Here is an 11,778-nt window from a genome sequence, read left to right on the forward strand (position 1 = left end):
AAGTCGGATGCGGCAAAAAAAGTCGGGCGGTGATGTCGAGAACCCGCGTCCGGCTCCGTCCCCGGGGTGAACGCGACCACAATGGGGCGCACCAGCACCGAGGAGAAACACCATGGCCAAGTACCTGCTGCTCAAGCACTACCGCGGCGCCCCGGCTCCGGCCAACGACGTGCCGATGGATCAGTGGAGCCCGGAGGAGATCTCGGCGCATGTGCAGTACATGAACGACTTCGCGGCCCGGCTGGAGAAGACAGGCGAGTTCGTCGACGGTCAGGCGCTCGCCCCCGAGGGAGCGTGGGTCCGCTACGACGGTGAGGGGCGCCCCCCGGTCACCGACGGACCGTTCGCCGAGACCAAGGACCTCATCGCCGGCTGGATGGTGATCGACGTCGACAACTACGAGCGCGCCGTGGAGCTGGCCGGGGAACTGTCGGCCGCCCCCGGGGCCGGCGGCAAGCCGATCCACGAGTGGCTGGAGCTGCGCCCGTTCCTTGGCGTGCAGCCCACCGTCACGGAGTGACCCGCGAGGTGAACGAGGTCCTGCTGAGAAGCCTCACGCCGAGTGTGCTCGGGATCCTCGTCCGCCGCGGAGCAGACTTCGCGGCGGCCGAGGACGCCGTACAGGACGCGCTGGTCGAGGCGGTCCGCGTCTGGCCGGCCGATCCGCCGCGGGATGCGAAGGGCTGGCTGGTCACGGTGGCCTGGCGGCGGTTCCTGGACGCGACGCGGGCGGACACCGCCCGCCGCAGGCGTGAGGACCTGGTCGAGGAGGAGCCGGTTCCCGGCCCCGCACCATCGGCGGACGACACGCTTCAGCTCTACTTCCTGTGCGCCCACCCGTCGTTGACGCCGTCGTCCGCGGTCGCGCTCACACTGCGCGCCGTGGGCGGGCTCACCACCCGCCAGATCGCCCAGGCCTACCTGGTGCCCGAGGCGACCATGGCGCAGCGCATCAGCCGGGCCAAGCGCACCGTGTCCGGTGTGCGCTTCGACCAGCCCTGCGACGTCGCGACCGTGCTGCGCGTCCTCTACCTGGTCTTCAACGAGGGCTACTCCGGGGATGTCGACCTCGCCGCCGAGGCCATTCGGCTCACCCGTCAGCTCGCGGGCGCGATCGACCACCCCGAGGTGGCGGGCCTGCTCGCCCTCATGCTGCTCCACCACGCCCGGCGTGCCGCCCGGACCGCGCCGGACGGCAGCCTGGTGTCGCTGGCCGAGCAGGACCGCGGCCGGTGGGACACCGGAGGGATCGCCGAGGGCGTCACCATCCTTCAGGCGGCCCTCGCCCGCGACCGGCTGGGCGAGTTCCAGGCCCAGGCCGCCATCGCGGCACTCCACGCCGACGCGCCCACCGCCGGGGAGACCGACTGGGTGCAGATCGTCGAGTGGTACGACGAACTCACGCGCCTGACCGACAGCCCGGTCGTCCGGCTCAACCGCGCGGTGGCCGTCGGCGAGGCCGACGGACCGCGCGCCGGCCTGGCGGCGCTCGCGGCGCTGAAGGACTCACTGCCCCGCCACACCGCGGTGGCGGCGTACCTCCACGAGCGCGACGGTGACCTGGCGACGGCGGCACGGCTGTACGCCGAGGCGGCCCGAAAGGCACCCAACCTCGCCGAGCGCGACCACCTGACGCGCCAGGCCGCCCGGCTCAACGCCCGCCGGCCTCACTGACCGGTTCGTCAGGGGTCAGGAGAGAGCGCTCAGCGCTCAGCAGCAGCTTGCCGCTGAGGCGGCCGTCTCGCCCGGGGCGTCATCGACCTGCCCGGTGCAGCAGGTGCTGCCCCGCTGCTTGGCCAGGGTGCCCGCGTCGGCCTTCACGACGTAGACCTCCCAGGGTTCCTGTCCTGGGCCGTGGACCCAGACCTTGTCCTGGAGGGCGTAACAGCAGGTGGTGTCGTTCTCTTCGACGGTGGCCAGCCCGGTTTCGGCGAGCCGGAGGGTGGCCGCGTGCACCGCCTCGGTCGTCTCGACCTCGACGCCGAGGTGGTCCATACGGGTGTCCTCTCCCGCGGTGCCTTCGATGAGGACGAGCTTGAGCGGGGGCTCGGCGATGGCGAAGTTGGCGTACCCGTCGCGGAGTTTGGCGGGCTCCGTGCCGAACAGCTTCGTGTAGAAGGCGATGGACGCGGCGAGGTCGGGGACGCGGAGGGCGAGCTGGACGCGGGACATGGCGAGCCTCCTGCTGGTGATGAATGGAGTGGTGGTCGGCAGGGGTGGGTCAGCAACCGCCGGAAGGGGCCTCGGCCCCACCGCCGATCTGGAGAGTGGCCGGGGCCGCGCAGCAACCACCGCCGTCGCTGTTCTGCGTGGTATCCGGTTCGTCGAACAGGCCGGCGCCGCCGCAGACCCCGGTCTCCGGCAGCGTCAACTCGACCCGATCGGCGGCCTCTTGGTCACCCGCGATCGCCGCGACGACCGAGCGCACCTGCTCGTAGCCGGTCATCGCCAGGAAGGTCGGCGCGCGGCCGTAGGATTTCATGCCGACCAGGTAGACGCCCTTCTCCGGGTGGGACAGCTCGTTCACGCCGTGCGGATAGACCGTTCCGCAGGAGTGCACATTGGGGTCGATCAGCGGGGCCAGCGCGGCCGGGGCCTGGAGACGCTCGTCCAGGCCGAGACGGAGCTCGGACAGGAAGGACAGGTCGGGGCGGAAACCGGTGAGGACGATGACCTCGTCGACCGGGTCGAGACGGCGGCCGTCCTCCGCGACCAGCACCAGCCGACCGTTGGCGTCGCGCTCGACCCCCTCGGTGCGGAAGCCGGTCGCGGCAGACGCGTGACCGTCCTCGACGGCGGCCCTGGCACTCAGGCCGAGCGCGCCGCGGGTGGGCAGTTGGTCGGCTTCCCCTCCCCCGTACGTCGAGCCGGTGATCCCGCGTCGCAGGATCCACACCGCGTGAGTGCCCGCCTCCTCCTTCGCCAGGTCGGCGAGGTGGGCGAGGACCGTGAAGGCCGAGGCCCCCGAGCCGACCACGGCGATGCGCTTCCCCGCGTAACGGGCGCGGACCTCAGTGTTCTTCAGATCGGGGACGCGATAGGTGATGCGTTCGGCGGCGGCCCTCTCGCCTAGAGCGGGCAGGCCGTCCGCTCCGACGGGGCCGGGCACGGACCAGGTGCCGGACGCGTCGATGACCGCGTCGGCGGTGATCAGCTCTTCACGGCCGTCCGCATGACGGACGTGCACGGCGAAGGGCTGCTCGTCACGGCCCGCGTCGACGATCCGGTCGCGGCCCTGCCTGGCGACCCCGGTCACCGTGATGTCGTAGCGGACCCTGTCGCCGAGGATGCCGGCGAGCGGCTGGAGGTACCGCCCGACCCAGTCGCCGCCGGTCGGACAGGTGGCGCCGTCGGGGCGGACCCATCCCGTCGGGGCGAGGAGCTTCTCGGCGGCGGAGTCGACGACCTCGCCCCAAGGGGAGAACAGCCGCACGTGCGACCACTCGCGTACAGCGCTTCCCGCTGACGGTCCCGCTTCCAGGACCAGCGGTTCGATGCCGCGCGCGACGAGGTGCGCGGCGGCGGCCAGGCCGATCGGGCCGGCTCCGATGACCACGACGGGCAGGTGGTCGGTGGTGGGCGCGTTCACGGGATCCCCTTTTGCTTCGACGTTCGTCGATGTCTTACACAGAAAGAATGACACCTGATTCGATGAGCGTCAACATAGACAGACGTCGAATTCATCGGCACCTCGAGGTCCGCCCGGGATCCGACCGGGATCCGACCGCGCTTCGCACGCACCAGCCGCCCTGGTTCGACATGTGTCAACATAGACGCATGTCGAACATGAAGGTGTTGCGGCTGCTGGAGCCGGAGGCGCCCGTCGCCGAGGCTCCGTGCTGCCCCCCGCTGACCGAGCGGCCTCTGACAGCGGCGGAGGCGGAGCGGACGGCCGCGATGTTCAAGGCGCTCGGTGACCCTGTCCGGCTGCGCCTCTTCTCACTGGTCGCCTCGCACGAGGGCGGCGAGGCGTGCGTGTGCGACATCTCCGACGTGGGCGTGTCTCAGCCGACCGTGTCCCACCACCTGAAGAAGCTCAAGGAGGCCGGGTTGCTGACCTCCGAGCGACGCGGGACTTGGGTCTACTACCGCGTCGAGCCCGCGGTGCTGGCCGCGATGGGGCAGATGCTCGCGACTTGGGGATGACCCAATGACCCCATCGGCCCGCCGGTTCGACGCGGCCAGTCCGACAGCGGCGCCGATCCACGGCGCGTCGCGCGACGGGCTACTCGGCCTCACTCCGGCCGGGCATGAAGATGAGCGCCACCAGCACCAGCCCCACCACGGCGCCGAGGAGCTGCACGCCGATGAACCCGGGGACCGAGCCGGGCGCGATGCCGGCGAAGGAGTCCGTGAACGCGCGGCCGATCGTCACCGCCGGGTTGGCGAAGGACGTCGATGACGTGAACCAGTAGGCGGCGCCGATGTACGAGGCGACCGCCACGGGCGCGAAGCGCAGCCGGTCGGTGCGGGCCAGCCCGAAGATCAGCACGATCAGCCCGGCCGTCGCGACGACCTCACCCAGCAGCAGATGGCCCGCCGAGCGGTCGTGGGTGGACCATTTCACCAGCGGCTCGCCGAACATGGCGTCGGCCAGGACGGCGCCCGCGATCGCACCGACGATCTGAGCGGGTACGTAGGCAGCCGTCTCGCGCAGGGTGACTCCCGCTCCGCCGCGGCGGGCGGTCCACCACTCGGCCAGAGTGACCGCCGGGTTGAAGTGCGCGCCGGAGACCGGGCCGAACAGGGTGATCAGGACACCGAGACCGAAGACGGTGGCGGTGGAGTTGGCCAGCAGTTGCAGGCCGACGTCCTTCGTCAGCCCGGTCGCCTGGATGCCGGAGCCGACCACGATCGCGACCAGGGCCGCGGTGCCGACCAGTTCGGCGGCCGCCTTGGCCATCAGCGGAGGCGCCTGGGACGGAGTGGCACCCGGGTCGGGCTGCGGCACGTTGCCCGCGGGGGCCGTGGAAGCCGGCTCGGCAAGGTCGTGCTCGGTGGCCTCGGTGGCGGTCAACAGGACTCCTCGGTGCAGGTCTCCGCGGGGCGGAGATCAGGGGCAGGACCGCTTGACGTTGTTCTCGGCGGTGGCGCGCGCCGTCTCCGCCAGGTCGGCGAACTGGCCCGCGAGGGAGGCGATGACGTCGGGCCTGAGCCGGTAGTAGGTGAACCGGCCGCACGGCTCGGTCTCCACGACCCCTGCCTCGCGCAGCACCTTCAGATGGTTGGAGAGGTTGGTCTGACCGGCGCCCGTCTCCTCGATCAGGTGCGTGCTGCAGAGCGTTTCCCTGGCGAGCAGGGTGACGATCCGGAGCCGGAGCGGGTCGGCGAGAACCCGCATCAGATCAGCGTCGACTGACATCATCATGGACTGATACTGTCACATCACTCCAGGCTGATACCAGCCGGAGCGACCCTCGGGACCGGCATCGAAACGGTGTCGGAGATCCACGCCCGCGCCCGCAGGGAGTTCCCCGGGCCGGGCACCTGACCTCACTCCCACACACCCCGCGCGACCCGCTCGATCACCCACGAAGGAAGAACCGATGTCCTCCAGCCCGTTCGCCTCCGTGCTGTTCGTCTGTGTCCACAACGCCGGGCGCTCACAGATGGCCGCCGGATTCCTGAACCACCTCGCGGGCGACCGGATCGAGGTCCGCTCCGCCGGCTCGATCCCGGGCGACCAGGTCAACCCCGCCGCCGTCGAGGCCATGAGGGAAGTCGGCGTCGACATCACCGACGCCGAGCCGAAGATCCTCACCACCGAGGCCGTCCAGGCGTCCGACTACGTCATCACCATGGGCTGCGGCGACGCCTGCCCGATCTTCCCCGGCAAGAAGTACCTCGACTGGGCGCTCGAAGACCCGGCGGGCAAGGGCGTCGACGCCGTCCGCCCCATCCGGGACGAGATCAAGACCCGTATCGAGGCACTGATCGCCGAGATCGACGCTCGACAGGAGCCCTGATCCCGCAACGGGCAACGGCGCACACGGAGTCATCGCCGTCGGCGGTGGCGGTGGCGGTGGCGGTGGCGGTGGCAGTGGCAGTGGCAGTGGCAGTGGCAGTGGCAGTGGCAGTGGCGGACTGTCGAAGGTACCGATCGGGACCCGCTGTTCGGTCCGGGCGACCATCGCGGGCGGCCATCGGGAAGCACGTCCGTCGCCGCACAAGCACCGCCTGGGGCATCGACCACGCGCCACACCGCCCCGCCTGTGACACACGGCACATGGCGGCACGCATTCTTTGACCAGCGCGATGATCACCGGACTCGTCTCGTCCGTACCTCCTGCCGTATCGGACAGTCACGTCAGGAGGCATCATGCCCGTCTCACGCAACTTGGCAGGAACGGTCTTCGTGGGCGGCGCGTTGACCCTGACGCTCACCGCACTCGCCTACCCCGCCATGCTCGGCGTCCAGAACACGTCCAGCGCCCCCACCCGCATCATCGCCAACACCCAGTGGGGCCCACTCACCGAGGCCGACCGCGACTTCGTCGTGAAGGTCCGCTCGGCCGGACTGTGGGAGTACCCCTTGGGCGAGATCGCGCTGAAGAAGGGCTCGACGCCGGAGATGCGGGAGGCCGGCAAGCATCTGATCGTGGGACACGCCCGTCTCGACGAGCTGTGCCGCAAGATCGCCCCGGAGCTGAACATCACGCTGCCCAACCAGGCCACCCCGCAGCAGCAGCAGTTCGTCGCGACCTCGGCCGCTCAGTCCGGCAAGCAGTTCGACACGACGGCCGCCAACATCATGCGTGTCACGCACGGCCAGATCTTCCCGGCCATCGCCAAGGTCCGTGCCACCACCGAGAACACGCTCGTCCGCGAGCTCGCGAACCTCGCCAATGACACGGTCCTCGACCACATCACCGTGCTGGAGAAGACCGGCACCATCAACTTCGGCCAGGTCCTCGCCCAGCAGAGCGCCCCGCCGGCGCTCCCCGCGGACCAGGTCACCCCGCCCCCGCCGCAGCCGGGCTCCCCGGTCCTCGTCCTCGCCCCGCGGCCCGACCTGAACGTGAACACCGCCTCCCCGACACCCAGCCCTACGGTCGGCTGATCCGGCGCGGGCCGACGGGCTCCCTTGCGAGGAACGCCGTATGCACCCGCGGTGCTACCGGGTGCGCAGCAGGCCGGCCGTGCGTGGGCTCAGGCGCCCCGCCAGCCGTCGTGGTGCAGGACCTGCTCGAGCGGCAGCCGTGGCCCCGGCCGGAACGTGCCGCGCAGCGGGTAGGCCGTCGGCAGCAGCGCGCCCTGCCGGACCGTGGGCGGCAGACCCAGCAGGTCGGCGACCTCCTGTTCGCGGTCCAGGTGGACCGCTGTCCAGGCGGTGACCAGACCGCGGCTGCGGGCGGCCAGCGCGTAGTTCCAGGCTGCGGGCAGCAACGATGCCCACAGACCTGCTTGGTTGCCAGTCGGCAGCCGGCCGTCGGCCACTTCGATACACGGGATCACCAGGACGGGCACCTTGTGCAGCCGGTCGGCCAGCACGCGGGCGTCGGTGATCACGGACCGCGTCGCCTCGGACGGCTCCGCGCGCGGCTCCGGTTTCGCGGCGTTGCGGTCGTGGAACGCGGCGCGGTACACCTCGGCGACCTCCGCGCGAATCCGCGGGTCGGTGAGCAGGATCCAGCGCCAGTTCTGCCGGTTGTTGCCGTTGGGGGCCTGCAGGGCGACGCGCAGACAGTCCTTGACCAGTTCCGGGTCGACCGCCCGGTCCAGATCCAGGCCACGCCGCACGCACCGCGTGGTGGTCAGCAACTCCTCGCAGGACAGCGGAGGTTCGTCGGTCACGGCAGCAGCACCGCCCCGACGGCCAGCGCGAGGTAGGTGATCACGACGAAGCCCATGGCAGCCGGTACGGACCATTCGCCGCGGCCGGCGGCCAGGAACCGGCGGAAGCCCCGGGCGGGCAGGACGGCGGCCAGGCAGGGCAGCAGCAGGAGCGGGTCCTGCGGAGCGAACAGCAGGACCTGGAAGGCGAGCGCCCCGGCCGCGAAGCCCGCGGTCACCCAGGCGCTGCGGCGCGGGCCGAGGTCCACCGAGTACAGGCGGGCACCGGGTGGCGCCTCCCAGGCCGTCTTGCGGGCGAACTCGAAGTGCAGGAAGACACAGGCGCACAGGGCGAGCAGTGCGGCGCCGCGCCAGTCCGCGGTGACGGTCCCCGCGGCGACGAGCGAGCCGTAGACATAGCCACCGAGCAGCACCTGCACCGGGTAGGTGACCGCCAGGTTGAGCAGCTGCCGGTCGCGTACCGCGGGCGACAGCCGTTCCAGTACGGCGAGGAACAGCCCGTAGGCGAGGGCCGCGAGGATCAGCAGGGCGGCCGTGGCGGACCGCGCCGCGTTCAGGACCGTCACCACGACGGTGATGACCGCCATCGCGCCGCGCAGTTCGGCCGCGGTGATCGCGCCGGTGACGAGCGGCCGGTCGGGGTGGTGGACACGGTCGTGGGCGAGGTCCTTCTGCTCGTCCAGCATCCGCAGGAACAGCAGCGCCAGCACGACGCTGACGACCCGCACCCAGGTGGCACCGGACGGCCGCCAGGCCGTGCCGGTCGCGGCCGACGCCGAACCCTCCAGGGCGAGGACCCACAGCAGTCCGTAGGTGACGTAGATGTGCGGCCGGAACATCCGCAGCACGAAGCGGCCCAGTCTGGCGGGCACCTGGGGGGCGGCGACGGTGGTCACTGCGAAGGCTCTCCGGTGGGGTGGGGTCGGGGAGTCGGGGCGGGGCTCACGCGGCATCGTGGGCCGCCGGCGACGCGAGGGCACACGCCAGTCCGGACGTGTCCTGGTCGGCGAGTCTGACGCGGGCCTCGGCGGCCACGGCGCCGGACTGGCGCAGAGCGCACTCGATGTCGGCGCCCGGCAGGACCGGAGCGGTCCTGCACTCCAGCGGCAGGTCCATCTCGGCGAAGCGGCGGAATCGCGCGGTCAGGGCGACCGGCAGGGCCGAGGGGGTGCGGACGCTGCCCGCGGCGACGGCCGCGGGAAGGGCGAGCTGGCGGAAGGCCTCCAGTTCGAGCATGCCGGGCACATGGTCCACCCAGTGGTCGTACAGGGTCGCGTGCGTGGTCTCGGCGACCAGGTGTGCCGTGTGGCTGCCGTCGCTCGCGACGCGCGGCGGCGAGATGACCGTGTTGGCCGGGGCTCGCCGGCCGACCTGGGCGGGTTCGACGCGTGGTCCGCGCAGTGCGACGGGCGCATCGGGCAGGCCGAGCGCGCCGCGCTGTCCGGCCCGCAGACGCGTCCAGTCCTCCGGGGGCATCCAGGAGTAGTCGATGCGCGCCAGCAGGGCCTCGCGTGCGCCGATGGTCAGGGTGAAGCGCAGCCGCAGGCCGGTCACCCCGGTCCGGGTACGGAACCGGTGCTCGACCCGCGTCGTGATGACCGCCTCGGTGGGCCGGTCGCCGCGGACGAGGGCCGCCGGGTCCGGCACCGCGAACTCGACCGATCGCAGCAGGAACTTCCGCTCCGGGGGGACGTCGAGGTAGCGGTGGGCCACCACGAAGATGCCCTGCCTGCACGCCTCCAGCAGCAGGAAGGGGTCGTGGTGGGTACGGGGGCCGAGCGTGTCGTCGTAGAAGGCGTGGCGGCGTGGGAATCGCGCGGCCAGCCTTATCTCGTCCTCGCTGTGGCGCTCGGCGTCGGTCAGGAAGACCTCCGCGGCCGCGGAGCGGTGCACCAGTTCCTTGGGGAGTATCCGGGTGAACTGCATGGGCCGCTCCTCAGTTCGGGGTGGCGCGGACGGTGTCCAGGTGGCGGCGCCAGGTGCCCACGTCGGCCCCGTCGAGTACGGGCGCGCGGCCGGGCTGCCGCATGGGGAGCACCTTGGATCCGACGATGACGGCGTCCCACGGGTCGAGGTCGATCTCCTGCTCCCACGCGGTCTCCAGGAGCATGCGCGGGGTGGCCGCGGGGTCGGCGTACCGGTGCCGGGACACGGCGTCGCGCAGCCGTGCGACGGCGGGGTCGAAGTCGAGGTCCCGGGGCTTGGTGGCGGCGTACAGCCGGCCGGTCAGCTCCAGGGCGTCCGCGGTGCGGTCCTCGTCGGCGAGGGCGGAGCGGAACAGGCGGTCGCGTGCGGTGTCGTCGAAGTGGACGGCCAACTCGCGCAGGACGTCGGCGGGTTCGTCGGGGGTGTGGGCCAGGTTCAGCAGGTAGCTGTAGCGGCCGAGGAGATGCCGCAGCTGGCCGGGCCGCCGGGCGTCCGGGTCCGTGGGTCCCTTGAGCCGGGTGAGTTCGACCGAGGCGGGGATGTCCAGGTCGTGTTCGGGGCGGACGAGCAGGACGAGGGCGTCGGCGTCCTCGAGGAAGAGCGCGGCCAGCCGCCTGCGGTAGGGGGTGGCGAGGTTCCACTGGAAGTACCACAGGGAGCGGATCATGGTGCGGGTCAGCCGGGTGACCGCCGCGCCGACGATCCGGAAGCCCTGCCCGGACAGCCAGTCCACTGCCGCGTCCAGCCTGCGGGCCACGACGGCGTCCGGCTTCAGCAGCAGCGCGGCGTGCCGGTGGGCGAAGCCGGTGATGTCGTCGGTGAGGGCGGCGAGTTGTTCGTGGCTCTCCTGGTAGTAGGTGTCCGCGCCGTACAGCAGTCGCTTGTCGGGGTGGCACGTGAGCAGGGGTGAGACGGGTATGCCGTGCGGGGGCTCGGCGAGGTGGGCGGCGGTCATGGGTGGGGGCTCCCGTCGGGTCGGGCGGCGGCCGGCTCCTTGCGCGGGGCCGGGCCGAGGTAGCCGGTCGCGAGGCAGTGGTCGAGGAGTCGGCGCAGGTAGGGCCGTCCGCCGGAGGGAGCCGGCCGGCGGCTGAACGCCGCGGCGTGTGTGTCGTCGAAGTGGACACGCCGCCGGAAGTAGGTGTCGTAGAGGGAGACGACCCGGTCGTAGTAGGGGCGTTCACGGTCGGGCAGGGCCGAGGCGGAGAACGCGGACGGGGGGACGAACCGCGGCACGTGGAAGGACGGGTACTCGGCGAGGACGTCGGACATGTCCCGCAGGGTCAGTTCGTGGCCGACGGCGTGCAGGGTGTGGCCCTCGGCGTCCTGGAAACGGAGGGCGGCCTCGGTCACCAGGTCGGCGACGCGGTCCACCGGAACGAGGTCGAGGACGGCGTCGTAGTGGCCGGGCACGGTACGCACCAGGCCCCTGGTGAGGACCCGGAGCACGGGATAGATGGTCTTGAGGTCGCGGACGCGGCCGGTGCGGGTGGCGCCGGTGACGATGGTCGGGCGCACCACGGTCACGGGCAGGCCGTCCGTCGCGGCCTTGCGGACCAGGGTCTCGGCGGCCAGTTTGCTCTTCTCGTAGCCGTTGCCGGGACGTTGGCCGAGATCGAGTTCGTCCTCGCGGGCGGTGCCGTCACGTTCCCCGGAGACATAGGCGGTGCTGACGTGCACCAGTGGGGTCCGGCCCGCCAGGGCGAGGGCGAGGATGTTTCGGGTGCCCTCGACGTTGATGCGGTCGTACCGGTCCTGCGGGAGTCCGAAGTCGGTGATGGCGGCGCAGTGCACGATCCGGTCGGCGGTCGCGGCGAGCCGCCGGTCGGCGTCGGTCAGGGCGAGGCCGGGGCGGGTGATGTCGCCGGTGAGCCGGGTCAGGGTGCCCGGGCCGGGGGTGAGCCTTCTGCCGTTGTTGCGGACGAGGTCGCCGTTGCTGTGGAGCAGCGCCAGGACGGTGTGGCCCGCGGCGGTGAGCCGGGCGGTCACCTCCGCGCCCACGAAACCGCTGGCACCGGTCACCAGTACGGTCATCGGATCGGACATCGAGGGAACCTCCGA

Annotated in this window: 14 protein-coding genes; 5 read left to right on the top strand and 9 right to left on the bottom strand. The window is 71.7% G+C overall.

All coding sequences use genetic code 11. The features are described from left to right. Window positions 1–112: 112 nt before the first annotated feature. Both ACWD68_RS02610 and ACWD68_RS02615 read left to right on the top strand, forming a co-directional pair. Complete coding sequence (locus tag ACWD68_RS02610; RefSeq protein ID WP_451804626.1) at window positions 113–520, top strand: YciI family protein; 408 nt, start codon at window positions 113–115, stop codon at window positions 518–520. An 8-nt stretch (window positions 521–528) separates the two neighbouring features. Further along, entirely contained in the window at window positions 529–1,674 is a 1,146-nt protein-coding gene (locus tag ACWD68_RS02615; protein ID WP_451804681.1) for an RNA polymerase sigma factor, read from the top strand. Window positions 1,675–1,710: 36 nt separating this feature from the next. Here ACWD68_RS02615 and ACWD68_RS02620 read toward each other — a convergent pair whose 3' ends face one another. Continuing rightward, on the bottom strand, window positions 1,711–2,172 hold the full coding sequence (locus tag ACWD68_RS02620) for an ArsI/CadI family heavy metal resistance metalloenzyme (protein WP_451804627.1): 462 nt from the start codon (window positions 2,170–2,172) through the stop codon (window positions 1,711–1,713). 49 nt (window positions 2,173–2,221) lie between these two features. Beyond that, the gene (locus tag ACWD68_RS02625) at window positions 2,222–3,589 is read right to left on the bottom strand and encodes an NAD(P)-binding domain-containing protein (protein WP_451804628.1); all 1,368 of its coding nucleotides are present in this window, start codon (window positions 3,587–3,589) and stop codon (window positions 2,222–2,224) included. 188 nt (window positions 3,590–3,777) lie between these two features. Here ACWD68_RS02625 and ACWD68_RS02630 point away from each other — a divergent pair, with 188 nt between their 5' ends. Further along, window positions 3,778–4,146 (top strand): ArsR/SmtB family transcription factor, encoded by a 369-nt coding sequence (locus tag ACWD68_RS02630; protein WP_451804629.1) that lies wholly within the window; start codon window positions 3,778–3,780, stop codon window positions 4,144–4,146. 79 nt (window positions 4,147–4,225) lie between these two features. Here the strand turns inward: ACWD68_RS02630 and ACWD68_RS02635 are convergent, their stop codons facing one another. Further along, window positions 4,226–5,017 carry an aquaporin gene (locus tag ACWD68_RS02635; protein ID WP_451804630.1) on the bottom strand — a complete coding sequence of 264 codons (792 nt, stop codon included), beginning with the start codon at window positions 5,015–5,017 and terminating at the stop codon, window positions 4,226–4,228. A gap of 36 nt (window positions 5,018–5,053) precedes the next feature. Then, window positions 5,054–5,368 carry an ArsR/SmtB family transcription factor gene (locus ACWD68_RS02640; protein WP_451804631.1) on the bottom strand — a complete coding sequence of 105 codons (315 nt, stop codon included), beginning with the start codon at window positions 5,366–5,368 and terminating at the stop codon, window positions 5,054–5,056. 178 nt (window positions 5,369–5,546) lie between these two features. Here ACWD68_RS02640 and ACWD68_RS02645 point away from each other — a divergent pair, with 178 nt between their 5' ends. Together ACWD68_RS02645 and ACWD68_RS02650 are read left to right on the top strand one after the other, a co-directional pair. Next, window positions 5,547–5,966, top strand: a complete 420-nt coding sequence (locus ACWD68_RS02645) for an arsenate reductase ArsC (protein ID WP_451804632.1) — start codon at window positions 5,547–5,549, stop codon at window positions 5,964–5,966. Window positions 5,967–6,319: 353 nt separating this feature from the next. Beyond that, the gene (locus ACWD68_RS02650) at window positions 6,320–7,060 is read left to right on the top strand and encodes a DUF4142 domain-containing protein (RefSeq protein WP_451804633.1); all 741 of its coding nucleotides are present in this window, start codon (window positions 6,320–6,322) and stop codon (window positions 7,058–7,060) included. 89 nt (window positions 7,061–7,149) lie between these two features. Here ACWD68_RS02650 and ACWD68_RS02655 read toward each other — a convergent pair whose 3' ends face one another. From ACWD68_RS02655 to ACWD68_RS02675, 5 genes are read right to left on the bottom strand one after another with little or no spacing between them, the layout of a single operon-like run. Then, window positions 7,150–7,794 carry a nitroreductase family protein gene (locus tag ACWD68_RS02655; protein WP_451804634.1) on the bottom strand — a complete coding sequence of 215 codons (645 nt, stop codon included), beginning with the start codon at window positions 7,792–7,794 and terminating at the stop codon, window positions 7,150–7,152. Continuing rightward, window positions 7,791–8,690: a hypothetical protein gene (locus ACWD68_RS02660; RefSeq protein ID WP_451804635.1), complete on the bottom strand. Its 900-nt coding sequence runs from the start codon at window positions 8,688–8,690 to the stop codon at window positions 7,791–7,793. Before ACWD68_RS02660 ends, ACWD68_RS02655 begins: the two co-directional genes overlap by 4 nt. 46 nt (window positions 8,691–8,736) lie before the next feature. Then, the gene (locus ACWD68_RS02665) at window positions 8,737–9,720 is read right to left on the bottom strand and encodes a ScbA/BarX family gamma-butyrolactone biosynthesis protein (protein WP_451804636.1); all 984 of its coding nucleotides are present in this window, start codon (window positions 9,718–9,720) and stop codon (window positions 8,737–8,739) included. Window positions 9,721–9,730: 10 nt separating this feature from the next. Beyond that, a complete protein-coding gene (locus ACWD68_RS02670) occupies window positions 9,731–10,675 on the bottom strand; it encodes a nucleoside-diphosphate kinase (RefSeq protein ID WP_451804637.1) in 945 nt (314 codons plus the stop codon). Beyond that, on the bottom strand, window positions 10,672–11,763 hold the full coding sequence (locus ACWD68_RS02675; RefSeq protein WP_451804638.1) for an SDR family oxidoreductase: 1,092 nt from the start codon (window positions 11,761–11,763) through the stop codon (window positions 10,672–10,674). The genes ACWD68_RS02670 and ACWD68_RS02675 overlap by 4 nt, the downstream gene beginning before the upstream one ends. Between the last annotated feature and the right edge of the window lie 15 nt (window positions 11,764–11,778).

The sequence above is a fragment of the Streptomyces sp. NPDC005141 genome, from assembly GCF_053599975.1.